This window comes from Peptoniphilus mikwangii (assembly GCF_000468535.1).
GTDB classification, from domain to species: Bacteria; Bacillota; Clostridia; order Tissierellales; family Peptoniphilaceae; genus Anaerosphaera; species Anaerosphaera mikwangii.
Map to the genome: position 1 here is coordinate 333764 of NZ_AUQY01000002.1, position 25687 is coordinate 359450.

The window sequence follows — 25687 nt, forward strand, 5'->3', positions numbered from 1 at the left end:
CCCTATTTTTCAGTAGATATTTCTTTATCCCACATTTGAGAATATTTTCCCATCGACCATTGCGTCATTATAGTTTCAGAATTTTTAGGTATTTTAATCTCATAAATAACATTTGGATTTATTTCCTTATTTATTATATTATAAACCTTCAAGCTTTCAATTTCCATAGTTATTAAAAATCTATTATTCGGAGAAATAAAAGCATCTTTTACATCAGGAAATTTTTCTTTTATTTCCGACATAGGAATAGATAGTTTATCATATTTTACAATATCTTTTGGAAGTAATATATTAAGATCAAAAATCTTATCTTTATAAGAATCGTCTTTAAACTTAATTATTCCAACAAGTTTCCAAAATCCATTTTCTCTTATAAAACCGATATTAGAACTATCATAAAAACCCATTTCATTGCCGTTCATACTAACCATTCCGGCTCTTTTAAAAAGATACTCTCCATCTTTAACTATATCATCAAGATCTATCTGATTATGATTATTTAAAATATTTAATGAATATAAACTATATCTGTTCTCATTTAAATATTGCTCAACAGTTTCATAGTAGTTAATATAATTTTCTGAAACAAACATAATTTCTTTTAAACTTGGTACTACTTCATTATTTATCTTAAATGATTCATTGTTAAATTTTGAACTTACAATTACATCATCATTATAGAAATCTCCATTTTTTTGTCTATCAACTGAAATTTCAAAAAACTTGTTTTGTTTTGGCAATAAAATTTTATCAACTTCATTAGAATTTTCTATTTCATTATCTTTAAACTTAATAAAAATAGTCTTGTAGTCAAAAACTTTAGGCGATGATTCATCTTTTGTATATTTTATTCCAAGTAAAAATCCATTTTCACTTGATTTTATACTTTCAATACTTTCAGATCTATTAAATTCATCTTTTCCTCTTTTTAAAATTTCATTAAATTCATCATCACTTATTGTATCTGATATTTTAGTGATTTTTAAAAATACTTCATCTGCATAAATATAACATACATCTTCTGATGCTTTAATTATTTCATAAAATAAGCTATATTTATCATAGATATCAACAATATACAAATTATCTGAATCTATATTTAACTTTTTCTTATTTATATCAAATTTCTTGTATAAATAATTTGCAGCATTTACTTTTTTAGCTTTAAATGTTACATTTTCAGAATATAAATTTCCTACTATAGCACTATTGTTTGTAAAAACTACATCTTTTCCTATATAGTCTTTATAATTGAAATTTACTTCCCCATAATCTTCTTTAAATACGCACTTTGTTATAATCCACTTCCCGCTTATTGGAGTTTTTGAAATAGTAGGTGTTTCTACTTTATTCATATCAATATTAATGAATGAACAACCTGTAAGAATTAAAAGCATCAGTGTAATTAAAACTAATTTCACTCTATTCATTAATATCACCCTTATCATATATCGGAACAGGTATTGTAACCTTTACAGTTGTACCTATTTTTTCTTCTGAAAAAATCTCCACTTTTCCTCCATGTAATTTTGCTATTTCATCTGAAACTGAAAGCCCTATACCACTATGACTTTTAGAATGTTTTCCTTTATAAAATTTCTCTTTAACATGTGCAAGATCTTTTTTAGAAATTCCCATTCCATTATCAGAAACTAGAATCACAAATTTTTCATCCTCAACATAAGATTTCAGTTTCACCCAACCATTTTCAGATGTAAACTTTATTGCATTATCTATCAAATTTATAAGTAATTGTCTGATTCTATTCTCATCTCCGACTATTATAGCCTTATCTTCAGAAATATCTATTATAAAATCAACCTTATTAAGCTCCGCCCTCGGCTTCATTTGTTTTGCAACATCATTGCATGTATCAGCAATGTTAAAAGCATCTTTTTCAAGCTGTATCCTACCTGAAATAAATCGTGAAAAATCAAGTAGTTCTTCCACCATTTTTGCAAGTCTGTCACTCTCGTTTTCTATAATATTAAGTCCATCTTCAATCAGCTGTCTTTCATCTTCTTTTGCACTCTTTAATACAACTGCCCAACCTTTAATTGATGTTAATGGTGTTCTGAGTTCATGTGAAACCGAAGAAATAAAATCATTTTTTATTTGTTCTTTCTTAACAATCTCTTGCGCCATGGTATTTAATGTTTTAGATAACTGTCCAAGTTCATCTTTACTATTTACATTAGAATGTACCTTATATTGTCCGTTAGCCATTTTTTCTGCAACATTTTTAAGCTCCACTATGGGTTTTACTATTGATCTTGCCAATATTAAACTCATTATCGCTGTAATCAAAATTACTAGCAGCCCAAATAAAACTATTACAACAGCAGTTTTAAATATTGATATATTAACTTCTTCAAGTGATGATATGAATCTTAAATAACCAATTATATCACCATTTTGATTTTTTAATACTCCTGTAACTGCCATTGTTATTTCATCGGTATAGTTGTTTGAACCTACCCAAGAAGTTATTGTTCCGTTTTTTGCATATTTTACATCAGAACTTGTAATAGGATCTGTTGGCATAGCTCCAACTGTATCTAAAACAACATAGTGTTCTGCATCCAATATTTGAACTTCATAATTACTATGTGCCCATATTAAATCATTATCATCAATTAAAATTTCTTCAAGATTTTTATCCGAGTAAAATTTTTCAAAAAAATCCATTGATATGAGAAGCCTATTTTCAAGCTCATTTTCAATTGTATTATAATAAAATTGTTTGAATCCGACTATTAGAAAAAATGCTATTATCGTAACTGCAAATATTATTATAAATAAAAAACTATTTACAAGTCTTTTTCCTATACTTTTTTTCAAGCTACACCTCAATATGCCATCTATATCCGAGTCCCCAAACGGTTTCTATAAATTTTGGTTTAGCTGCATTTTCTTCTATCTTAGATCTTAGTCTTCTAATATTAACATCTACTATTTTAGAATCTCCGACAAAATCTTCTCCCCAAACAAGATTTAATATTTCATCTCTATTTAATGCTTTCCCGGGATTTTGCATAAAATTTTTCATTATTTGATATTCTGTAGGAGTTAATTCTAATTCTTCATCTCCTTTATAAAATTTTCTCGAATAAGTGTCTAGCTTAAACGGAGGAAATATTATTAAATTCTTATTTGTATGCTCTTCAGGTTCAAGTCTTCTTTCAAGTGATTTTATCCTAAGAGTAAGTTCAGTTGGATTAAAAGGTTTAGTTAAATAATCATCCGTTCCATATTGAAGTCCCATTATTTTATCATAGTCTTCTGTTTTTGCAGTTAACATCACAATTCCAAGCTCAGGAAATTCTCCTCTTAAAATTCTACAAACTTCAAAACCATCAATGCCGGGTAACATTACATCAAGAACAACAATTTCAGGATGAACTTCTCTTGCAATTGCAACTCCATCTTCTCCTGTTGGAGCCTCATATACATCATACCCTTCTCTTTCTAAATTTATCTTTACAAACTTTCTTATTGCATCTTCATCTTCAACTAACAAAATTTTAGTACTCATTATTTTAACCTCACTTTTATTATATGTGATACTATTTAAATTTTATCATAAAAAATAATCTTATTCCATATAATAAGAAACATAAGTTTTTAAAAACAAAAATCTTCGCATCATTTTTTAATACGAAGATTTTGATTTATTTAACCTATTTACTTATATAATTTGGAGCCTCTCTTGTTATTGTGATATTATGAGGATGATTTTCTTGCAATGTTGCAGTTGTAATCTTAATATACTTAGTATTTGTTTGAAGCTCCTTAATATTATGTGAACCTGTATAACCCATACCGGAACGAAGACCTCCCATTAATTGGTATACTACATCTCCGACTTTTCCCTTAATAGGAACTCTACCTTCCACTCCTTCAGGAACATATTTCTTAGTTTCTGTTTGGAAATATCTGTCACTTGAACCTGAGTTCATAGCTCCTAATGAACCCATTCCACGATAGCTCTTAAATCTTCTTCCTTCAGCAAAAATTTCTTCTCCGGGTGATTCATCAGTACCTGCTAATAGAGAACCTAACATAACTACATTAGCCCCTGCAGCTATGGCCTTTGTTATATCTCCCGAATATTTGATACCACCGTCTGCAATAATTGGAACTCCAAGTTCATTTGCAGCTCTTGCAGCTTCCATAATTGCTGTTATTTGCGGAACACCTATACCTGTTACAACTCTTGTTGTACAAATAGAACCAGGTCCTATACCAACTTTTACACAATCTGCTCCGGCTTTAATAAGGTCGTAAGTTCCTTCGTATGTCGCAACATTACCCGCAATTAATTGTATATTTGGAAATGCTGATTTAATTTCCCTTATTGTATTTAAAACACCTTCAGATTGTCCATGTGCTGTATCAATTACAAGTACATCTACTTTTGACTTAATAAGTGCATCAACTCTACTTAATACATCAGATGTTACACCTATTGCCGCTCCTGCTAGCAATCTTCCGCTCTCATCTCTTGTAGAATTAGGATATTGAACTTGTTTTTCTATATCTTTTATTGTAATTAATCCCTTTAATAATCCATCATCATCTATTAAAGGAAGTTTTTCAACTTTATATCTTCTCAATATTTTTAAAGCTTCATCTAAAGAAATTCCAACATGACCTGTTATTAAGTTTTCCTTTGTCATTACCTCAGAAATCTTTTTATCCAGGTCTTGCTCAAATCTTATATCTCTATTTGTTATTATACCTTCAAGCTTATTATTTTCATCCACAATAGGAACTCCACTTATCCTATAAGTATCCATCAATCTATCTGCGTCAGCAATTGTATGATTTTTAGATAGAGAAAAAGGATCTGTTATAACTCCGTGCTCCGACCTTTTTACTTTATCAACTTCTTTTGCTTGAACTTCAACGGACATATTTTTATGAATTATTCCTATTCCGCCTTCTCTTGCCATGGCTATTGCCATATTAGCCTCAGTAACAGTGTCCATTCCGGCACTCATCAATGGAATATTAAGAGAAATTTTCTCAGTAAGCTTAGTCTTTAAGTCTGTGTTATTAGGTAATACATTTGATTTCCCAGGTAACAACAAAATATCATCAAACGTTAATCCTTCTCCAAAATATTGCAAAATATCTCCTCCTTAAATATCATTTCATAATATTATAATTCTCTAAATTCATTTTTTCAAATAAAAAGTTAAAATATTCTTTTTTTATCTATTGTGATTTCTATAAACTCCGGTTTTATTTTTACTACCTTATATATTTCAGGCAAACTAACATTCAATTTAACATTATGAACTCCCGTTGTGTAGTCTTTTAAATCTAAACTTAAACTCATATTTTCCTTATCAATTTTTTCAGTAGACAGTGGATCTTTGGGTGTTACAACAACTGTTATTTGATCGCCTTTATTAAAGTTCAATGTCAATTTTTCTTCTAATTTTTCTTCTAAATTTAAAATTTTTATTTCACTAAATTTAAAATCTATATTTTGCTCTGATAATGAAATTGGAAAATGGCTTGCAACGAACTTCAAATCATTATCAACAAGTGCAACCCCATCAGGCAAATCTATATCTACAGGGATTTTTTTCTCTGTCAAATCATTAACATTTACAGGTTTTGTAAGAATTTCATCAATCTTATTAATTACTGCAGAGTTTCCCTTTATAGTAACTGAATTAGGCTCTACAAAAAATTCCTTAGCATCTATATTATCAGATCCTTTTCCAATTATTCTAAGTCTTACCGGAACTATTTCTGTCTTTAGTATAGGTACTTCTATATTTAGATTTTCAGGTTCAACTGTAAGCTCTGAAATTTCTTGAGCATCCTTATTATAAGCAATTACCGGTGTTGTTATAACTGTACTTTCACTTTTACCGGATATATCTGCAACAGCTACTATTTTATCAATTGAATCAATATATGTTTTTGGCCCAGTAATTTTAACTTCCTCTTTTTGTTTTACATTTCCAAGAACATAATTATCAGCAAGTTCACCAACCGTTTTTATATCAACATTTATATTCTTACTTATATTTTCGTCAATTTTAAATGATATAGATTCAGGTTCTTTTGAATCTACAATTATATTATTCGCATCTACCTGTACCTTAATTGGAATTTTATAATCTCCGGAATAGTAGCCCGATAAGTTTACAGAAGCTCTTACACTTTCACGACTTATTTTAGAAATATTAGACTGCTTTCCCTTTAAAACTACATCAACTGTTGCTTCCTTTGGAGATATAACAGATAAATTATTACTTTTAATTTCAGCTATGTTTTCATATCTAACTTCTATACCCTTATATGTTACCTTCATTTCAGGATCAACTCCACTTCTGACATAAGACCATAAAAGTATCGCAAAAACCACAGAAATAATTTGAAGCATTCTTTCTTTACTTATCTGAGTTATTGCCTTTTTCATTACCTATCCTCCATTTATTTAATATTGAATTAGTAGTTTCTATTGATGTTTTAGTATAAACCTTTTCTAATATAGTTTTTAAAGTCGGTAAATCCAGATATCTTGAAATAATTCCACCTTCAGCTATAGAAATTGAACCTGTTTCTTCTGAAACTATTATACTCAAACAATCAGATCTTTCTGTAATTCCAATCCCCGCTCTATGACGTGTTCCAAGTTCTTTTGAAATATTGCCGTTATCAGATAAAGGTAAAAAACAAGCTGCTGCAACAACTCTATCTCCTTTAACGATGACAGCTCCATCATGAAGAGGAGTATTTGGAATAAATATATTAATCAATAATCCGCTTGAAACATATCCATCAATGCTTGTTCCGGTTTCAACTATTTCATTTAATCCGGTTTTTCTTTCAATTACAATTAATGCTCCTATCTTTTGTCGTGAAAGAGAAGCAACTGCATCACAAATTTCTGTAACAGTTGAAGGCATCTCATACTTAGTATTTAAATTATTTCTAATTGAACTTGAGCGCCCTAAAAATTCAAGTCCTCTTCTAAGTTCAGGTTGAAAAACTATTAAAAGTGCAACAATTCCCCATGTCATAAGTTTATTTAGCAACCAATAAAGAGTATAAAATTTTCCCCATTCACTTAATTTAGTCAAAATCAATATAACTAAGATACCTTTTGCAAGTTGCTCCGCACGAGTTCCCTTTAATAATTTTAAACAATTATATGTAATAATAGCTATTACGGTTATATCTATAATATCTCTAACTCTTATTATATTAAAAATATTGTCAAAAAAATTCATGATTTTCTCCTCGAAATTAAAATTAATGAACAAATCAGTCCAACTGAAATCAAAATATCTCCAATACTTATGACTTTGGGCATTGGATAAGGACTTGTAATCGCTATTATATCAGATAAAATTCTAGCTTTAGGATTGTCAAGCACTATATGACTTAAACTTCTACCTTTAGAAATAATATCAATAAGTCTATTATTATTTGTCAATAAAAGTGCTTCATAATCAACAGGCATTTTCCCGTTTAAAATTATTGGCACCAAATTTAAAATAAGACCTATTGAAATTAAAATTATCCCAAAATTATCATAATTAAATAACAGACCTATAATTAAAACTGCAAATGAAATAATATGAAAATACTCATAATATTTGATTACAGTATATGTGATTATCTTAAAATCATAACTTGTAAATAAAATCATCAATAAATTTGAAATAATTCCAATGACAATTAAAGACTTTCCTTTTAAATTAAATTTATTGAAATTATCAAAATTTCCATTGAAAAATTTTGATAATATTAAACCTATAATAATTGCTTCTAAAATCATATCAACACCTAATATAATAATATCATAAATCAGCTGATAAATGTTAAAAAAGGAGACAAGATTCTCAATTATTTTAATTTATTTTTAAGTTCTCTAACTTGTAATTTTATAAAAAATATAGTTAATAGAAAATTATATGTCATCATTTTAAAATATTCCAATTTAGAAAATGATTTATATGGAAAATGATTCATGGCAAATGTCATATTTGCATTGCTAAAAATATATTTGAGTTCAGGTATTTTTGCAAAAGCTGCTGCCAACATTCCTAATAATGCATACACAATTGAAAGTGCAACCGGTATTGCAAAAGAATTTATTTTTAATGATAAATAACACTGAATACATATTATAGAAATATTAAATAAATTTATAATTATAATAAAATATAAAATTTCAAATGGAAATTGACTATTAAAATTTAAAAAACTTCCAGAAATATTAAATAATATTAAAAAATATATTTGTATTATAAAAGAAATAATAAATACAACACAAATTTTAGATAGAATTATATTATAAAAACTTTTTGATGAACTGAATAATAATTTAAAATTATTATTTTTATGTTCGTTATTCCAAATATATGCACATACAATTCCAATAAGAGCCGGAAAAAATATTAATCCATAAAACAGATAAACCTGCGTCCAAAGACTAATCCATTCCAAATTTAATATTTCTCTGTTTATATAATAATTTACAGTTCCATATCCTACAGAAAATATTGGAAGTAAAATAATCGGCAAAAATAACTTTGAGTTTTTAAGTTTCTTAAATTCAATTCTTATCATGAAATCATTCATCTCCTCTTATATTTCTACCGATTAAATATATAGTTATTCCAAGAATGCCTGATAAAATAAGCGGTAAATAATTTATAGGTAATATATTTCTTACAAATTTGTCCTCTGAAATCATTGTAACTTTAATTGACGAAAGTGACATATACCAAGAATAAGGCATAAATATACAGATAAATTTAGAAATAAGTGATGATAGAAGCCCTACCAATGTGCCTATTATCGCTATTGAAATTGATATTAGTTGATTTTCCCATTTTAAAGATAAAACATAATGAAAACTCATAAGTAAAAATGATATTAAACTCTGCGATATAAAATATACAATAAATCTAAAAATAGGTATTGGTTGATGAAGTCCTACAAATTTAGAAATACATATGAGAAAAATCCACTCTAACATTTGATATATCAAATACTTTTTATAAATATTCCAAAATTTTACACTATATATTTTATTAAAACTGACCCCGCAACTTTTTAAAAATTTCCACATATATGTATCATTTTCGATACTTACTGCTTTACTTATAATAGAGGCAATTAGTATAGGAGTTAATAACTGCTTAATGAAAAAGTAAAAATCCAATGCATAATTCCATGGGATATCATTGCTACTAAACATGTTTTTAAAATTTGATGAAAATAAAACAACAGACATAAAAAATCCATTTATCGTAAAAAAGGCTAAAAATACCAAAAATAAAAAACTTCCCCTAAACTTTTTATTTTCTATTTTTCTTAAATTAACATTCACATTATTTTTCATAACATCACTTATAAAGTATTCCTTTCAGTAAATTCTATAAATAAATTTTCCAAAGATTTAATCTCTTCAAATACTCTGTAAATTTTTATATTGTTCTTCACCAACAATTCAATAATATTTCCCACCACATTGTCTTAAACATATTTTATTTTTATAAATTCATCATCACATTCAAAATTTATATTGTCTAAAATTTTAGTAGCTCTATTATTATCGGATGTTCTAAACTTAATTTCTCCTCTATAATTACTTTTAAATTCTGAAATTGTACCTTGATAAAGCATCTTTCCATTTCCTATTATCCCTATTTTATCTGCAACTTTCTCAATTTCATCGAGAATATGAGATGAAACCATAACAGTGCAACCATATTTTTTGGGTAAGTTCCTTATTAAATTTCTTATATCTTCCATAGCATGAGGATCTAATCCGTTTGTAGGCTCATCTAAAATTATAAGTTTTGGAAAGCCCATAAGTGCCATTGCTATGGCAAGTCTTTGTTTCATTCCAAGTGAATAATTTTTAACCCTTTTTTTTATATTGTTTTTTAATCCTACAATATCTATTACATCATCTATATCTGTTTTCTTTAAACCTTTAAGCTCTCTTACTATATCCAAATTATCATAAGCAGTTAAATTGTTATAATATGCAGGTCCCTCTATCAATGAACCTATATTTTTTAGCATATTTAACCTATTATTATCATTAAACTCCTCTCCTGCAATTCTTATAATTCCTTCATCTTTAACAGTAAGTCCACAAATCATCTTCATTGTCGTAGATTTACCTGCTCCATTCGGTCCTATAAGTCCATAGATACTTTCTTCCGGTATTTTCATATTATCAATATCTACTACTGTATTTTTACCATAATTCTTTTTTAAATTAGTTAATTCTATAAAATTATCCATAAATCTCACCTCAACAGTATATTATCAATTTATGTTTAAATTTACTTTTAATTAACCTTAAATTTACCTTAATTTTAAAATCAATCCACAAATATCAAATATAAAATGATATACTTAATTTTGAGGTATAATTATGAACATAAAAAATAGAAAAATCTTAATAGTAGATGATGATGTAGTAATTGTAAATCTTGTTAAGAGAATTTTAAATGAATGTGGATTTAAAAATATAAAATGTGCTTACAATATAGCTGATGCAATTAAATTATTTGATAGAGAAAAATTTGATATTGCAATACTCGATATATTACTTCCTGACGGACTCGGATTTGATTTAATTAAATACTTTCGAAAAAACAATAATATTCCCGTATTATTTTTATCGGCAATATCAGATATAGAAAATCAATATAAAAGCTTTATGCTTGGAGGAGATGATTATATAGTTAAACCGTTTTTACCAAAAGAATTGGAACTTAGACTTATTGCTATTTTAAACAGAAGTTATGGAAATGATGATAACATTGTATTTCTAAAAAATTCTAAAATAGATTTTGAAAAAGCATTAGTCATCAAATCTAATAAAGAAATTCCCCTTACTGCAAAAGAATATGAAATTTTAAAACTTCTTTATGAAAACAAAAATAAGATTGTTACAATAGACGGAATATTAAATTCCATTTGGGGTGTTGATTCTTTTGGATATGAAAATTCACTAATGGCACATATCAGAAAAATTAGAGAAAAAGTTGAATTAAATCCATCGTCTCCTAAAAACTTACTTACATTTAAAGGCCTTGGTTATAAATTGAAGGTAGAAACATGAACTCCATAAAATATTATCTAAAATCACTTCTTAAATTCTTTATAATCATATTCCTGTTTTTTATAGCATCACTATTTTTATTTATTTTTGGAGTATATTATAATTACCAAAAATTCAATAAATCTGACATAGAACCGTTAAGCGTTTATTATATGATTGAAGAAAATGGAAAGTTGAATCTTTCAGATAAAAACAAAGAATTTTTAGATAAAAATAATTTGTGGATAATGGTAATATCTTCAAACGGAAAAATTAAAGAAAATTATAATCTTCCAAAACACCTAAATAGAGATTATAGTATTCAAGATATAATAAAATTCACAAGGTGGTACCTTGATGGTTATCCGGTATTTACTTTTGTATTAGATGAGGGTATATTGGTAATCGGATATCCTCACGGTGTATATGAAAAATTTCCAACAAATTTTTATCAATATGATTTATTTGCAAATATATTAAAATTGATTTTTATAGTTTTTTTATTTGATATATCAGCTTTATTTTTAGTGTATATATATTCCAAGAAAAAAATAATCGATGAAGTTTATCCTATTGCAACAAGTATTAAAAACTTATCTGAAAATAAATCTATAAATCTCCCTGAAAACGGAAATCTTATAGAAATAAAACAAGCCTTAAATAAAACATCAAAATTAATGAAAAACAACAGTTCTCAAAGAGAATTTTGGATTCGCGGAATAAGTCACGATCTTAGAACCCCGCTTACAAAAACTATCGGATACAGTTATTTGTTAGAAAAGAGAATAGGTAAATGTGAAGAAATTGAAATAATAAAGCAAAATTCCGAACTAATGCAAAATATTATTTCAGGACTAAATTTAACATATACTTTAGAAAATTCAATTTTTGAATATGGTTTTGAAAACACGGACATAAAAAAGTTATTAAGAGAAATAATAGTTGATCTTATCAATACTTCTTCTACGTTTTTTGAAATCAAATTTAACCCAAATGACCAAGAATATAAAATAAACTGCAACAAAAATTTGATAGAACGCGCGATAAGAAATATTCTTTTGAACAGCATAATTCATAATGATAATGTAATAATTACAGTATCTCTCAATAAAATTGATGATAATGTAGAAATAATAATAAAAGACAATGGATCTATATCTAAACAAAAAATAACTGCATTAAATTTAAAAACAGAAAATCAAGACGTACATGGACTTGGAATTTTAATCACAAAAAAAATAATTGTCTTGCATGGAGGAACAATAAATTTTTATTATAATAATCCCGGATTAAAAACTGAAATAAAACTAAAAAAGGGTTTATAATCAGTCATTCGACTTTATTATAAACCCTTTTCCATTATAAATATTTATTTTACACTTCTGATTCAATATTTCGTTACTAACTCCTATTCCGGATGTACTATTTATTATAATATGATTTGTATCATATAATAATCCTTCAGTGGAATATTCAACACATGTACTTATAGGAATAACACTTATATATTTATACCAAGACTTCTCAAACTCATAAATACCATTTTCAAAATAATATATTTCATTATTGTTATCTATTAATTTAGCATTTATTTTCCCAAAAAGTTTCTGAAGTAAAAATATATTTGAAACAGTATGATCAAGCCTTGTTCCTGTTGCTCCTAAAATCACTATTTCATCAACATTCTTCTCAAGTAAAATTTCAAGTGCAGCCTCAGTATCAGTAAACTCTTTCTGGCATGGATATTTTTTAAATTCAAGATTTTTTTCTTTTACAAATTTTTTACCATTGTCATCAATAGAATCAAAATCTCCGACAATCAAATCAGGCTTTAAATAAGTTCCGACAAAATTTTTAATTCCACCATCCGCACATACAATAAAAGAATTATTAGATTCTCTTTCTAATATTGAAAAATTTACTTTATTTCCACCTGATACTAATAACCCCTTCATTTTAAAAGCTCTTTAAATTTAATTATAGTTTCTTTTGGATTTTCACTCCCAAATATTGCAGAACCTGCAACTAAAATATCAGCTCCTGCATTATATACTTTAAGTGCATTATTTAATTTTATTCCGCCATCTACCTCTATTAAACATTTTGATTTAGCATTATTTATAATCTTTTTAACATCTTCAACTTTTCTGGTAGAGCTTTCTATAAAACTTTGACCTCCAAATCCCGGATTTACGCTCATTATTAAAACTAAATCAATATCTTCAAGTGTATAATCTAAAATAGATAATTCCTGTGCAGGATTTATTGCAATTCCAGCTTTAATTCCAAAACTTTTTATTAAATTAATTGTTCGATTTAAATGTAGTGTTGAATCAGGATGAATAGTAATAATATTTGCTCCGGCTTTCACAAAATCTTCTATATATTTTTCAGGCTCATTAATCATTAAATGTACATCAAAATCTATATCAGTAAGCTTTCTAAATTGAGACACTATTGACGGTCCAAACGATATATTCGGAACATAATTTCCATCCATTATATCTATATGAACAAAATCAGCCTTTGCTTCATTCATTGCATCAAAATCTTTTTTTACATTAGTAAAATCACATGATAATATTGAAGGTGAAATCAAAAATATCGCTCCTTTTCCTTTAGTTCATTGTAAATTTCTAAATAGCTATCATACCTTGATTTAGATATTAGCCCATTTTCAACCATTTTCTTTATATTACATTCCGGTTCATTTATATGCTTACAATTATTAAATTTACATTTACCCGAATTTCTTTTAAATTCTCTAAAAAATTGTTGCAATTCTTCACTGTTTATGTCTAAATCAAAACTTGAAAATCCCGGAGTATCAAATATATATGTATTATTATCTCCCGTAAAAATTTCAGTATGCCTTGTAGTATGCTTTCCTCTTTTTGTCTTTTCGCTGACATCTCCTATTAAAATATCCTTCTTCAAAATATTACTTGCTATTGTAGATTTACCTGCAGCAGAAACTCCACACAAAGCAGTAGTTTTTTGTTTTAAATATTCTCTTAATAAATCTATCGTAAATGTATATTTATAAGAGATTAAGAATGTTTTAAATCCTGCTTTTCTATAAATTTCCATTAATTCTTCAGCCTTATCCCTATCAAGATCATATTTATTTATAGCAATCAATATGTCAACCTTATTTTCATAAAAGCATATCATTTTATCTATTAAGTTTAAATTGTACTTAGGATCCTTAGTCGGTATAACTATTAACACTTGATCTACATTAGCAACTGCAGGTCTTAAAAGCTTATTTTTTCTGGGATATACTTTTTCAATATATCCCAGTTTATTTTCATCATATTTAAATTCGACAATATCCCCGACTAAAGGCTTTATATCATTGTTTCTAAAATTTCCTCTAGCTCTTGTTTCGTAAACTTCAGATTCAGAATTAACATAATAGAAACCACCGGTAAGTTTGATTATTTTACCTTTCATTCATCCTCCTAATCAATAACCTCAGTTCTTACTTTTTCGTCATCAACATAAATCTCAAATTTGTCTCCGTGTTCCGCATAATCTAATGGAACTAAAACAGTTCCTTCATCTGCAGATTTCATATAATCATATATTTTATACTCTCCACCGTTTGGTGTAAATCTATACACAGTTACTTTATGTCTTTGTCCATCATTTGGAAGATCTACGCTTAAACTGTTTTGAGTAGAAGTACCGTCAGATGGATTTAAATCTCCATCTTCTTTTGGACCTTCACTTACATATATTGTAATTGTTGAACCTTTATCTGCTACTCCTTCGGGTTCATATCTTGATACATCTCCTCTGTCCACATTATTTGCCTTTATATATTTCACATCAACAACAAATCCAACTTTCTCAAGTGTAGCTTTAGCTTGTGCTTCTGTTAAACCTCTTATATTTGGAATCTCCTTACTCTTATCTTCAGCACCCTTTGAAATGCGAATTGATATACCTTGTTTTTTTGATACTTCGCTTTCTGCTTGAGGTTCCTGTGAAATTATCCTATCAGATTCAACAGTATCGCTATAATCCATTTGAATATCAATTATATTAAGTCCCGAATCTTTAGCAAGTCTTTGTGCCTCTTCCAATGTTTTATTCACAAGATTAGGAACCTTAATTGAATCTTCCACTATGTTTACAACTACGCTTACAGAAGTACCTTTTTCAACCTGTTCGCCTTCTTTTGGTGATTGAGATAAAATTTCTCTATTATTTTTATCTTCTCTTTCTTCAACTCCGGATTGTTCCATAACTAATCCAATTGCTTTAAGTTTTGCTTCCGCTTCTTTTTCATCAAGTCCTACTATATTTATAACTGATACTCTTTCCACCTTATCTACATCCGTATTATTTCCCGACATTATTTTAGGAACTACAAAAATTAATAGTCCAAACAACAATAATGCACATAATATTCCAAGAAGTACAGGCGTAAAAGAACTTTTTTTCTTTTTCTTAACCTCTTTTTCAATAACACGTTCAGGTTTAGGCGTATTTCTTCTAACAACTTTTTTATCTCTTGAAGCTGCAATTTCCGATTTATTAACAGGCATTGTATTCCTTGAAGAGCTATTTGTATAATTGAAATTAGTTGTTCTTCCAAATTGAATATCCTTTATATCCTTTATTAAGCTATATACATCAGCATATCTATCATTAGGTTCTTTCATTGTCATCTTTAATACTATTGAATCTGCCATTGACGATATATCGCTATATCTTGAAGATGGCTTTGGCATATTACTTTGAACCTGCATAAGTGCTACTGATACAGGATTTTCTGCATCAAAAGGAAGTTTACCCGTTAACATTTCATAAAGTACAATACCTAGAGAATATATGTCTGACCTATTATCTACTTTAGTACCTCTTGCTTGCTCAGGAGAAAAATAATGTACAGAACCCATTATTGCATTTGTAGCTGTAACAGTTGAATTGTCAGCAACTCTTGCTATGCCAAAGTCAGTTACCTTTACTCTGTCATCCTTAGTAACCATAATATTTTGAGATTTTATATCTCTATGCACAATATTCTTTGAATGTGCAACTTTTAATGCTTCAGCAATTTGCACACAATAATTTAAAGCTCGTTTTTCATTTAAACGCCCTTCTTCATTTATAACTTCTTTTAATGTTTTTCCATCTATATATTCCATTACAATATAATGAACTTTTTGAGAATCAATTTCTTCTGAACCTACATCATAAATACTAACTATATTAGGGTGAGAAATACTTGCAGCAGCAAGTGACTCTCTTTTAAATTTTCTAATGAAATTATTGTCATCGTTATATTCCGCTTTTAAAATCTTAATAGCTACAATTCTATCAAGTTTTCTGCAATGAGCTTTATAAACATCGCCCATTCCTCCGGTTCCTATCTTTTCAAGGACCTCATATCTATTTCCTAATACTTTACCAATCATGAGAACACCTACTTATTATCTATTATAATCAATGTAACATTGTCAATTCCGCCATTTAAAAGAGTTTCTTTAATTAATTTATCCTTGGCTATTTCAATTTCATATTTGTTTATTATTTCTAATATTTCTTTTTCATCAACCATATTTGTAAGCCCATCTGAACACAACAAATATTTTGTATTCTTATTAATTTTCAGCTTATTTACAGTTACCTCTATAGTTTCTGATGTACCTAAGGCTTTTGTAAGTACATTTTTCTTAGGATGCTCCTTAGCTTCCTGTTCAGTTATTTCTCCTATTTGAATTAAATAATTGACAAAAGAATCATCTGTTGTAATTTGATTTATCTCATCACAATTTATCTCATATATTCTGCTATCTCCGATATTGACATAGTATAAATATCCATCATAAATATAACACATAGAAAGAGTTGTTCCCATTCCTCTATATTTTATATCTTCACGAGATAAATTAAAAATTTTTTCATTAGCCATTTTTACTGAATTTACTATTACTCTTTCAAGCTCTTCATCAGAATTAATATTTTCTTCAGAAAAATAATCCACTATTGTTTGAACAGCCATTTGACTGGCGGTTTCTCCAGCTAAATGACCTCCCATACCATCGGCAAGTATAAAAATATTTTCTATTTTACCGGGAATATAATACGAATCTTCGTTATTATCTCTAATACATCCCTTATCAGTCGCAGCTACAAACATTTTTATCGCCTCCTTCATACTTTCTTCTAAGTTGTCCACATGATGCCATTATATCCGCACCTAATTCTCTTCTTATTGTAACATTTAACTTCAAAGCTTCAAGCTTTTTCTTAAAATCTTCAACTTCTTTTTGGTTTGGTCTTTTCTTATTATATTCTTTTATCGGATTTAATGGAATTAAATTTATATGAGCTTTTAATCCATTAATTAAACTTTTAAGTTCTTGTGCATTTTCTAATGTGTCATTCTGACCTCCAATTAAAGTATACTCAAAAGTTATCCTGCTATTTGTCATATTTGAATAATTTTTACAAGCTTGTATTATCTGTTCAATGTTATATTTTTTATTAATTGGCATAATGTTGTCTCTACTAATATTATTAGTGTTATGAAGAGATATTGCAAGAGTTATTGGCAAATTTTCTTTAGAAAGCTCATATATCTTATCTACTATTCCACAAGTAGATATTGTTATATTTCTATAGCTTAAATTTTTTCCTTCTTTGCTATGAACTAATTTTAAAAATCTAATTACATTATCATAATTATCAAAAGGCTCTCCACTACCCATCAAAATTATATTAGATACATTTATATTAAACCTTTTTTCAACTTCATAAACTTGTCCAAGCATTTCATAAGCAGATAAATTTCTAATTAATCCTTCTTTTGTTGACGCACAAAAAACACAACCCATTCTACAACCAACTTGAGTTGAAATACATTGAGAATACCCATGCTTATATTTCATTAATACTCCCTCAACAATATTTTTATCTTCAAGTTTAAATAGAAATTTTTTAGTTTCATCAAGTTTTGATGAATATTCCTCAAGGATTGAAACTGTCTGAATTTTTTCATATTCTAAAATCTTTGTAATCAAACTCTTAGGAAGATTAGAATTTTCTATGTCTGTCCTTTTTTGCTTATGGAAAAAATTATACAGCTGCATAGCTCTAAAATTTTTTTCTCCATAAAATTTTACTTTGTTTTCAATTTCATCTAAATACAGGTTATTAATTTCCATCAATTAATCCTCTTAATCTTTGCTATAGAAAAACCATCCATATTATGGGTATTAGTATATATTTTTAAAATATCTGAATTCTCTATTTTTTCAATTTCAAAATTCTTATTTTCATCTAAAAATTTATTAATTATATCTTCATTTTCTTCTCTTGTTATTGTACATGTGGAATATGTTATTATTCCGCCTATTTTTACATATTTAGATGCATTATTTATTATATTCATTTGAATTTTTGTGAGTTTCTCTATGTCTTCAGGCTTCCTATTCCATTTTATTTCCGGCTTTCTCCTATATAATCCAAGACCCGAACAAGGTGCATCCACAATTACATTGTCAAATAAATTATAAAAAGTTTTATTATATATCGTAGCATCATTCTTTAGAATTTTTATGTTCTTAATTCCAAGCCTCTCCATATTCTCTCGAATCAACGAAATTTTTTTATTTGAAATATCGCATAAAATTATTGATGCATCTCTATTTAACATAGCTATATTAAAACTCTTCCCTCCGGGAGCACTACATAAATCTAAAACTTTTGCCTTTTCATTAAATTTTGTAAATTCTGATACAAGCATAGATGCCTCATCCTGAATATAAAAATACCCTTCCTTAAACAAAAATGAATCCAAAATCGATTCAGGATTTTTTACAATTAAAGCATTCTTGGAATATTTAGTTTTTTCTGTATCAAATCCTCTTTTTTTAAGCTTGCCCGCTAAGTCTTCGACACTACATTTTAATGTATTTACTCTTATTGTAAATGGCGCTTGTACATTATTGCATTTTAAAAGTTCTTTTGTAAAATCTTTTCCCTTTTCTTCTAAAATTAAGTCTACATAAAATTTAGGATGTGAATAATAGATGGAAAGATACTCAGCATAATCTGTCTCTTTTACATCATTTAACCAAAATTCAGACTTTTCTATATTTTCTTTATCTCTTAAAATATTCCTAAGTAATCCATTCACAAATCCTGCCGACCCTTGATTCCCAAAAATTTTAGCTAAATTTACACTTTCATTTATAATAGAATAGTCAGGTATTCTACTTGTAAAAAATATCTGATATATTCCCATTTGTAAAATAGTCAAAATAGTTCTGTGTATTTTTTTTATTTTAATTTTAGAATACTTAGATACAATATGTTCTAATAAAAGCTTATTTTGGACTACTCCTGTAGTTATATTAACTATTAAATTATAATCTCTTTTGTCAATTTTAGATTTAGATAAAATTAACAGTTCTTCATTTAAAAAGGCACCCTTATAAAGGACATTATCTATTATAAAAAGTGCCTTTTTTCTAATATCTTTCATATTTAATCTCTTCTCTTTCCGAATAATGCCAATAATCTAAAAAGTTGTCCCAATGCAATTAATGTAGATGCAACATAAGTTAATGCCGCTGCCGAAAGAACTTCTTTCGTTCCTACAAGTGCATCAACCGACAAAATATTGTTAGATAATTCAGCTTGTGCTCTTCTACTTGCATCAAATTCTACAGGTAGTGTAACTATCTGAAATAAAACTGCTATCGCAAACATTGCTATTCCAAGTTTTATCATAAATGCCGAGAAAAACAATCCCATCATTATAAATATCATTGACAAATTAGATCCTATATTTGCAGCCGGAACAAGTGCAGCTCTAATTTTTAATGGAATATATCCTCTTTCATGCTGAATAGCGTGCCCCACTTCATGTGCCGCTATTCCAAGTGCTGCTATACTTCTTCCTGAATATATATCAGACGATAAATTTAAAACTTTATTTTCAGGATCATAATTATCTGAAAGTTTTCCACCTATCATTTGAATTCTTACATCTCTTAAATTATTTCTATCCATTATTAGCCTTGCAACATCTGCACCTGTTAATCCTGTATTTGAATCAATTCTTCTATATTTTTCATAAGTAGAATTGATTTTTGATTGAGCAAACATAGCAAGTAACAATCCGGGTATTATATAATACATATATTGGAAACCAATACCATAATAACCATAACCAAACATAATACTACACCCCCAAAATTTCTCCGACTTTAAAACTATTTCCGGCAAGATATGATTTAATATCCATTAACTTTTTCCCCGGAAATTGAAGCTTTAATATTGAAACAGTTCCATCTATTGCTGAAATAATTAATTTCTTATTTGAATCAATAATCTCTCCCGGTAATTTATTTTGAATATCTTTTGAAATTTCAACTTCTACTATTTTAAATCTTTCTCCTTTGTATACTGAAGAAGCATACATTCTGTCATTAAGGCCTCTTACAAGTCTGTCTATTTCAAATACACTCATTTTTTTAAAATCAATATGCCCTGTTTCTCTTTCTATTTTTTCAGCATAAGTCGCCAATTCTTCATCTTGTTTTTTAAAATTTACATTTTTATTTTTTAACTTTTCTATAAATTCTACTATTAATTTTGCTCCCATTTTAGCAAGTTTTTTTTCAAGCTCAGATGCAGAAAGCTTTCCGATTTCAATACAATCTGTTATCGCAACATCACCCGTATCAAGACCTTTCTCCATTTTCATAATACTTATTCCTGTACAACTTTCTCCATTTATTATTGCTCTGTTTATGGGTGCCGCCCCCCTAAGCTTTGGAAGTAATGACGCATGAATATTAATTGAATAATATTTAGGTAAGTATAATACTTCTTCTTTTAAAATTTGTCCATAAGCTACTACAACAAATAAATCCGCATTTTTTGATTTTAAATATTTAACTGATTCTTCTGAATTTATATCCTCAGGTTGATAAACTTCAAGTCCAAGAGCTAATGCTCTCTCTTTTATTGGAGATGAAAGCAGCTTTTTACCTCTTCCTCTTTTTTTATCAACTTGAGTTATAACTGCACTTATATTATATTTTTCATTAAGCGCATCAAGTGCATCTATCCCAAATTCAGGAGTAGACATAAAAATTATATTCATTATATTTCCTCATCTTCACTATTTATAACATACATCTCTTCAGCTATATCAGAATATAAAATTCCATTTAAATGATCTATCTCATGTTGAAGAATTCTTGCCAGATATTCTTTAGCTTCTATTTCTTTTTTTTCTCCATTTTCGTCTAAGTACTTAACCTTAATTTCGTTAAATCTTTTAACCTTACCTTGTTTATTTGGCAATGACAAACAACCTTCATAACCTAATTGTGTTCCCGATTCAAAAATTATTTCAGGATTGATAAGAGCAAATCTATGTTCCGTTCTGTCATCAACGGTTATGACTCTTCTTAGTACACCGACTTGCGGAGCTGCTAATCCAACTCCTTCTGCCTTATCCATCGTTTCATACATGTCTTCTATTAAGGTTTTAAGCCTATCATCGAATTTTACAACTTCTCTCGATATCTTTCTAAGAACAGGATCATCATCTGTTCGTATAACTCTATATGCCATAATTCACCTCATATAAATTCTATTTCAATAAATATATTATTCTTATTAAGCTTTAATCTATTATTTATTAATACCCTTTTTATAACTTCAATTAACTCCTCCAAATTATCAGGATCAACTTTAAGCGTTATTTTACGATTAAATACATTTTTTATTTTAGGCATTTTTATTATCCTTGTATGTTCAACTTTATATCCTCTAATTTCTCCAGCAAATGAATTTAAAATTTCATTTGCCATAAAATCAAGCTTATTTTCAAATTCAGAATATAAATGTATATTTACAAGCTTAATAAAAGGAGGATAATTAAATTCTTTTCTATATCCTATCTCTTTATTATAAAATCGCTCATAATCTGCATTTTTAGAATACACAATGCTATAATTATCAGGTTCATAAGTTTGTATAATAACATCTCCGCCTTTATTCGATCTTCCTGCCCTCCCGGAAACTTGAGTTAAAAGTTCAAATGTAGTCTCAGTAGCTTTATAATCTGAAATGTATAAAGATAAATCTGCCGCTATTATCCCAACTAATGTAACATTTTCAAAATCTAATCCTTTAGCAAGCATTTGAGTTCCTATTAAAATATCTACTTCTTTGTTTTTTACACTTTCATAAATATTATCATAAGAATTTTTTCTTACAGTTGTATCTCTATCCATTCTAATAATTCTTGCATTAGGAAATAATTTTTGTACTTCTTCTTCAACTTTTTGAGTTCCTACTCCAAACTGTTTTATAAACTTACTTCCACATTCATGGCATCTATCTACCATTTTCTTAGTTGAACCGCAATAATGACATCTAAGCGAATTTGTGTTTTTATGATATGTCATAGATATGTCACAATTATCACATTTTATAACATGACCACAAGATCTACATGATACAAAATTAGAAAATCCTCTTCGATTTAAAAACAATATTATTTGTTCTTTTTTTTCTAATTTTTCTTCTATTAAATTACGAAGTTGTTCACTAAAAATAGAAACATTACCTCTAAGAAGCTCTTTTCTCATATCAACAATTTGAACAGTTGGAAGTTTAGCACCTAAAACAGCTCTATGTTTTAACTTAAATAGTCCATATTTCCCACTTAATGCATTATAATAACTGTCAATACTTGGAGTTGCACTTCCTATAATAACTTTTCCATTTAATATATTCATCCTCTTTTGAGCAACTTCTAATGTATCATATCTCAATGCATTATGAAATCTATACGAACTATCATGTTCTTCATCTATTATAACTAATTTTAAATTTTTAAACGGTGCAAATATTGCAGATCTAGCTCCAACAACTACATCAACATATCCATTTTTAATTTTTTGCCACTGATCATACCTCTCTCCGGTAGACAACTTAGAATGAAGTACAGAAACCTTATTTTCAAACCTTCCCATAAATCTTTCAATCATCTGAGGAGTTAACCCAATTTCAGGAACAAGAACTATAACTTGTCCACCGGCTTTTATAACTTCTTCTGCAAGTTTTAAGTAAATTTCAGTTTTTCCACTTCCCGTTAGTCCATATATTAAATCAGTTTCTTTATTTGAATTAAATATCCCATTTAAAACTTTTAACTGTTCATCATTTAATATTTTTGATTCTAATTTTTGCTTATCTTTATATGGATTTCTTTCAATAAATTTATCATACAGTTCAACTATTTCTTTATTTACAAGACTTTTTAATGGAGCATCCGATAATTTTAAATCTGAAAGTAAATTAGCCCTTGAAGTTTCAATTTTTTCTTGTAAATATTTAATAATTAAGCTTTGCTTTTCAGTTATTTTTAATGATTTCTCTCCAATTTTTCTCAAGTAATTTTTTGACAACTTAACATATTTCTGTGTTTTTTCCCCACCTATTGTATCAATCTTAAAATCAATTTCGATTACTTTCTTTTCTATAAGAACTCTTAAAAAATTTTTTAATTTTTCATCTCCATCCAAAAAATCAAGTTCATAATTATTTTTCTCTATGAGTCTTATAAACTCATTCTGACTATCATTAAGCTTAATATTCCCGTTTATTTTTGCAATTTTTTTGATTTTTTTAACATCTCCCGGTGGAAATATAGGAGAAAAACTTTGAGAATAAGTAGTTAAATACCTATCTGACATCCAAAAACCAAGCTCAATTAAATCTTTTTCCAATATTGGTTCATAGTCTATTACATTAATTATAGTTTTTAATTTATAATTTACTTTTTCTATATTGTCATGAATTTTTACAACTAATGCAATTCTTGTACTATTACCTCTGCCAAAAGGAACTATTACTCTCATTCCGATTTCAATAAATAAGTTTTCCGGACATTTATATAAATATAAATCATCTATCTTAGATACGCTATTTTGTATAAAAACACTTGCATATTTCATATAACCACCATTAAAAAAGCAAGATTTTCTCTTGCTTAAAATAATTTTCTAACCTTATTTAATATTACATTTGCAAGTTCAGTCTTTGTCATTAAACCCAGAGTTTCTACATTTTCATTTCTATCAATAATACTGGCGATATTAGTATCAGTTCTAAATCCTGCTCCTGCTTGCTTTATATTATTTACAACAATAATATCAAAATTTTTACTTCTAAGCTTGCCGATTCCATAATTTATCTCATTATTTGACTCTGCTGCAAAACCCACAACAATTTGATTCTTTTTGCTATTTCCAAAATGTTTTGCTATATCTATATTATGAACAAGCTCAATATATTCCAAATCCTTTTGTGCCGTTTTCTTTATTTTTTCTTCACTATACTTTTTAGGTCTATAATCTGCAGGGGCTGCTGCTTTTATTAAAACATCACACTTATCAAAATATTTTTCAACTGCATCGAACATATCTTGAGTCGTAGATACCTTAACAAAATTATCAACCTTAGGCGCTTCTATACTTACAGAACCTGAAATAAGAGTTACATCCGCTCCTCTTTTCTTAGCTTGCTTAGCAAGAGCATAACCCATTTTACCGCTTGAATGATTTGTAATATATCTAACGGGATCTATAGGTTCAATAGTAGCGCCACTTGTAATTACAAATCTTTTTCCTTCTAAGTCTTTTTCCGTAAGAGCACTATCTATTTCATCAATAATCTCTGCCGGCTCTAACATTTTTCCATCCCCAACATCATTACATGCCAATACACCATTTTGAGTGTCAAGTATCATCACACCTCTATCTGATAATTTTTTCATATTTTCTCTATTGGCATGGCTATTTAACATAAATGTATTCATAGCAGGGACTATCATCACTTTTGAGCGACTTGCAAGTAATATAGTAGTCAGTAAATTATCACAAATACCATTTGCAAACTTTGCAATCGTATTTGCACTTGCCGGTGCAACAACAATTATATCTGCCCACTTTGCAAGAGAAATATGTTCAACATCCATATTTGAAAGTTGTTTAAACATATCTACATGTACTATATCATTGGACATTGTCTGAAATGTAAGTGGAGTTACAAATTCACATGCAGCTTTAGTCATTACAACTTTTACATTAGCGCCTTGTTTTCGCAAATTACTTACAATAGATGGTGCCTTATATGCAGCAATACCTCCTGTAACTCCAAGTAATATATTTTTATTTTTAAGCATTTTCACTCATACTCTCTTTAAAATTAACTTCTTCATCATTAATCTCATCTTCTATTTTAGAATTTTCTTCATATTCATCTTTCATTTTTTTCATTCTGCTATTTTTAAGAATTTCGAGTTTATGCGCTTTTTCATCCTCTATTTTTTTGTTATAAGCACGATCTGACATAGGCTCCCCAAACAAAATAGATTTGTCCATTATTTCTTCAATAGCTATTGATACCGGTTTTTCATTCTCAGTATTAACAAGTGGAGCTGAACCGTCCACAATTTTTCTTGCTCTTTTAGAAACTAGTACCACTAAAGAATATCTGCTATCTGTTACATTTTTTATTTTATTAAATGAAGGTATTATCATT

The 25687-nt window shown here is 28.0% G+C and carries 25 protein-coding genes; 2 read left to right on the top strand and 23 right to left on the bottom strand.

Annotation, left to right across the window (positions count from 1 at the left end; genetic code table 11):
• Positions 1-2 precede the first annotated feature (2 nt).
• The 10 genes from M915_RS02015 to M915_RS02060 all read right to left on the bottom strand — a co-directional run bounded on the left by M915_RS02015 (position 3) and on the right by M915_RS02060 (position 10293).
• Positions 3-1430, bottom strand: a complete 1428-nt coding sequence (locus M915_RS02015; protein ID WP_036728898.1) for a hypothetical protein — start codon at positions 1428-1430, stop codon at positions 3-5.
• The gene (locus M915_RS02020) at positions 1423-2841 is read right to left on the bottom strand and encodes a sensor histidine kinase (RefSeq protein ID WP_009222152.1); all 1419 of its coding nucleotides are present in this window, start codon (positions 2839-2841) and stop codon (positions 1423-1425) included. Before M915_RS02020 ends, M915_RS02015 begins: the two co-directional genes overlap by 8 nt.
• 1 nt (position 2842) lies before the next feature.
• The gene (locus M915_RS02025) at positions 2843-3535 is read right to left on the bottom strand and encodes a response regulator transcription factor (protein ID WP_009222151.1); all 693 of its coding nucleotides are present in this window, start codon (positions 3533-3535) and stop codon (positions 2843-2845) included.
• Between the two features lie 145 nt (positions 3536-3680).
• Positions 3681-5132, bottom strand: coding sequence for an IMP dehydrogenase (gene guaB, locus M915_RS02030; protein ID WP_036728901.1), 1452 nt, complete (start codon positions 5130-5132; stop codon positions 3681-3683).
• A gap of 68 nt (positions 5133-5200) precedes the next feature.
• Positions 5201-6442, bottom strand: coding sequence for a CdaR family protein (locus M915_RS02035; RefSeq protein WP_036728905.1), 1242 nt, complete (start codon positions 6440-6442; stop codon positions 5201-5203).
• The gene (cdaA, locus tag M915_RS02040; protein ID WP_036728908.1) at positions 6414-7256 is read right to left on the bottom strand and encodes a diadenylate cyclase CdaA; all 843 of its coding nucleotides are present in this window, start codon (positions 7254-7256) and stop codon (positions 6414-6416) included. The genes M915_RS02035 and cdaA overlap by 29 nt, the downstream gene beginning before the upstream one ends.
• Entirely contained in the window at positions 7253-7807 is a 555-nt protein-coding gene (locus tag M915_RS02045; RefSeq protein ID WP_036728911.1) for a DUF5317 domain-containing protein, read from the bottom strand. Before M915_RS02045 ends, cdaA begins: the two co-directional genes overlap by 4 nt.
• Before the next feature lie 68 nt (positions 7808-7875).
• Entirely contained in the window at positions 7876-8601 is a 726-nt protein-coding gene (locus tag M915_RS02050; protein WP_009222148.1) for an ABC transporter permease, read from the bottom strand.
• A 4-nt stretch (positions 8602-8605) separates the two neighbouring features.
• A complete protein-coding gene (locus M915_RS02055) occupies positions 8606-9379 on the bottom strand; it encodes an ABC transporter permease (protein ID WP_051259769.1) in 774 nt (257 codons plus the stop codon).
• Between the two features lie 134 nt (positions 9380-9513).
• Positions 9514-10293: an ABC transporter ATP-binding protein gene (locus tag M915_RS02060; RefSeq protein WP_200860572.1), complete on the bottom strand. Its 780-nt coding sequence runs from the start codon at positions 10291-10293 to the stop codon at positions 9514-9516.
• A gap of 133 nt (positions 10294-10426) precedes the next feature.
• Here M915_RS02060 and M915_RS02065 point away from each other — a divergent pair, with 133 nt between their 5' ends.
• Both M915_RS02065 and M915_RS02070 read left to right on the top strand, forming a co-directional pair.
• Entirely contained in the window at positions 10427-11119 is a 693-nt protein-coding gene (locus M915_RS02065) for a response regulator transcription factor (RefSeq protein ID WP_009222145.1), read from the top strand.
• Positions 11116-12423 (top strand): sensor histidine kinase, encoded by a 1308-nt coding sequence (locus M915_RS02070; RefSeq protein WP_036728914.1) that lies wholly within the window; start codon positions 11116-11118, stop codon positions 12421-12423. The genes M915_RS02065 and M915_RS02070 overlap by 4 nt, the downstream gene beginning before the upstream one ends.
• Here the strand turns inward: M915_RS02070 and M915_RS02075 are convergent, their stop codons facing one another.
• From M915_RS02075 to rpoZ, 13 genes are read right to left on the bottom strand one after another with little or no spacing between them, the layout of a single operon-like run.
• Positions 12424-13053, bottom strand: coding sequence for a thiamine diphosphokinase (locus tag M915_RS02075; protein WP_036728916.1), 630 nt, complete (start codon positions 13051-13053; stop codon positions 12424-12426).
• Entirely contained in the window at positions 13050-13697 is a 648-nt protein-coding gene (gene rpe, locus M915_RS02080; protein WP_036728919.1) for a ribulose-phosphate 3-epimerase, read from the bottom strand. The genes M915_RS02075 and rpe overlap by 4 nt, the downstream gene beginning before the upstream one ends.
• Entirely contained in the window at positions 13694-14554 is an 861-nt protein-coding gene (rsgA, locus tag M915_RS02085) for a ribosome small subunit-dependent GTPase A (RefSeq protein WP_009222141.1), read from the bottom strand. Before rsgA ends, rpe begins: the two co-directional genes overlap by 4 nt.
• 8 nt (positions 14555-14562) lie before the next feature.
• Positions 14563-16527 (bottom strand): Stk1 family PASTA domain-containing Ser/Thr kinase, encoded by a 1965-nt coding sequence (gene pknB, locus M915_RS02090; RefSeq protein WP_036728922.1) that lies wholly within the window; start codon positions 16525-16527, stop codon positions 14563-14565.
• Between the two features lie 8 nt (positions 16528-16535).
• Positions 16536-17252, bottom strand: a complete 717-nt coding sequence (locus M915_RS02095) for a Stp1/IreP family PP2C-type Ser/Thr phosphatase (protein WP_036728925.1) — start codon at positions 17250-17252, stop codon at positions 16536-16538.
• Positions 17233-18279, bottom strand: a complete 1047-nt coding sequence (gene rlmN / locus M915_RS02100; protein WP_036728928.1) for a 23S rRNA (adenine(2503)-C(2))-methyltransferase RlmN — start codon at positions 18277-18279, stop codon at positions 17233-17235. Before rlmN ends, M915_RS02095 begins: the two co-directional genes overlap by 20 nt.
• Positions 18279-19601 carry a 16S rRNA (cytosine(967)-C(5))-methyltransferase RsmB gene (gene rsmB / locus M915_RS02105; RefSeq protein ID WP_036728931.1) on the bottom strand — a complete coding sequence of 441 codons (1323 nt, stop codon included), beginning with the start codon at positions 19599-19601 and terminating at the stop codon, positions 18279-18281. The genes rlmN and rsmB overlap by 1 nt, the downstream gene beginning before the upstream one ends.
• Before the next feature lie 2 nt (positions 19602-19603).
• Positions 19604-20299 carry a zinc metallopeptidase gene (locus M915_RS02110; RefSeq protein WP_009222136.1) on the bottom strand — a complete coding sequence of 232 codons (696 nt, stop codon included), beginning with the start codon at positions 20297-20299 and terminating at the stop codon, positions 19604-19606.
• Between the two features lie 4 nt (positions 20300-20303).
• A complete protein-coding gene (gene fmt / locus M915_RS02115) occupies positions 20304-21230 on the bottom strand; it encodes a methionyl-tRNA formyltransferase (protein WP_009222135.1) in 927 nt (308 codons plus the stop codon).
• On the bottom strand, positions 21230-21706 hold the full coding sequence (gene def, locus M915_RS02120) for a peptide deformylase (RefSeq protein WP_009222134.1): 477 nt from the start codon (positions 21704-21706) through the stop codon (positions 21230-21232). The genes fmt and def overlap by 1 nt, the downstream gene beginning before the upstream one ends.
• Before the next feature lie 8 nt (positions 21707-21714).
• On the bottom strand, positions 21715-24099 hold the full coding sequence (priA, locus tag M915_RS02125; RefSeq protein WP_036728933.1) for a primosomal protein N': 2385 nt from the start codon (positions 24097-24099) through the stop codon (positions 21715-21717).
• 35 nt (positions 24100-24134) lie between these two features.
• Positions 24135-25328, bottom strand: a complete 1194-nt coding sequence (coaBC, locus tag M915_RS02130) for a bifunctional phosphopantothenoylcysteine decarboxylase/phosphopantothenate--cysteine ligase CoaBC (protein ID WP_036729751.1) — start codon at positions 25326-25328, stop codon at positions 24135-24137.
• Positions 25321-25686, bottom strand: coding sequence for a DNA-directed RNA polymerase subunit omega (gene rpoZ, locus M915_RS02135; protein ID WP_036728936.1), 366 nt, complete (start codon positions 25684-25686; stop codon positions 25321-25323). Before rpoZ ends, coaBC begins: the two co-directional genes overlap by 8 nt.
• Position 25687 lies beyond the last annotated feature (1 nt).

Excerpts from the sequence above, each read along its gene's own strand:
- M915_RS02015 (WP_036728898.1), bottom strand. The coding sequence starts at position 1,430 with ATGAATAGAGTGAAATTAGTTTTAATTACACTGATGCTTTTAATTCTT.
- M915_RS02025 (WP_009222151.1), bottom strand. The coding sequence starts at position 3,535 with ATGAGTACTAAAATTTTGTTAGTTGAAGATGAAGATGCAATAAGAAAG.
- M915_RS02035 (WP_036728905.1), bottom strand. The coding sequence starts at position 6,442 with ATGAAAAAGGCAATAACTCAGATAAGTAAAGAAAGAATGCTTCAAATT.
- cdaA (WP_036728908.1), bottom strand. The coding sequence starts at position 7,256 with ATGAATTTTTTTGACAATATTTTTAATATAATAAGAGTTAGAGATATT.
- M915_RS02045 (WP_036728911.1), bottom strand. The coding sequence starts at position 7,807 with ATGATTTTAGAAGCAATTATTATAGGTTTAATATTATCAAAATTTTTC.
- M915_RS02050 (WP_009222148.1), bottom strand. The coding sequence starts at position 8,601 with ATGATAAGAATTGAATTTAAGAAACTTAAAAACTCAAAGTTATTTTTG.
- M915_RS02055 (WP_051259769.1), bottom strand. The coding sequence starts at position 9,379 with ATGAAAAATAATGTGAATGTTAATTTAAGAAAAATAGAAAATAAAAAG.
- M915_RS02060 (WP_200860572.1), bottom strand. The coding sequence starts at position 10,293 with ATGGATAATTTTATAGAATTAACTAATTTAAAAAAGAATTATGGTAAA.
- M915_RS02065 (WP_009222145.1), top strand. The coding sequence starts at position 10,427 with ATGAACATAAAAAATAGAAAAATCTTAATAGTAGATGATGATGTAGTA.
- M915_RS02070 (WP_036728914.1), top strand. The coding sequence starts at position 11,116 with ATGAACTCCATAAAATATTATCTAAAATCACTTCTTAAATTCTTTATA.
- M915_RS02075 (WP_036728916.1), bottom strand. The coding sequence starts at position 13,053 with ATGAAGGGGTTATTAGTATCAGGTGGAAATAAAGTAAATTTTTCAATA.
- rsgA (WP_009222141.1), bottom strand. The coding sequence starts at position 14,554 with ATGAAAGGTAAAATAATCAAACTTACCGGTGGTTTCTATTATGTTAAT.
- pknB (WP_036728922.1), bottom strand. The coding sequence starts at position 16,527 with ATGATTGGTAAAGTATTAGGAAATAGATATGAGGTCCTTGAAAAGATA.
- M915_RS02095 (WP_036728925.1), bottom strand. The coding sequence starts at position 17,252 with ATGTTTGTAGCTGCGACTGATAAGGGATGTATTAGAGATAATAACGAA.
- rlmN (WP_036728928.1), bottom strand. The coding sequence starts at position 18,279 with ATGGAAATTAATAACCTGTATTTAGATGAAATTGAAAACAAAGTAAAA.
- rsmB (WP_036728931.1), bottom strand. The coding sequence starts at position 19,601 with ATGAAAGATATTAGAAAAAAGGCACTTTTTATAATAGATAATGTCCTT.
- M915_RS02110 (WP_009222136.1), bottom strand. The coding sequence starts at position 20,299 with ATGTTTGGTTATGGTTATTATGGTATTGGTTTCCAATATATGTATTAT.
- fmt (WP_009222135.1), bottom strand. The coding sequence starts at position 21,230 with ATGAATATAATTTTTATGTCTACTCCTGAATTTGGGATAGATGCACTT.
- def (WP_009222134.1), bottom strand. The coding sequence starts at position 21,706 with ATGGCATATAGAGTTATACGAACAGATGATGATCCTGTTCTTAGAAAG.
- priA (WP_036728933.1), bottom strand. The coding sequence starts at position 24,099 with ATGAAATATGCAAGTGTTTTTATACAAAATAGCGTATCTAAGATAGAT.
- coaBC (WP_036729751.1), bottom strand. The coding sequence starts at position 25,328 with ATGCTTAAAAATAAAAATATATTACTTGGAGTTACAGGAGGTATTGCT.
- rpoZ (WP_036728936.1), bottom strand. The coding sequence starts at position 25,686 with ATGATAATACCTTCATTTAATAAAATAAAAAATGTAACAGATAGCAGA.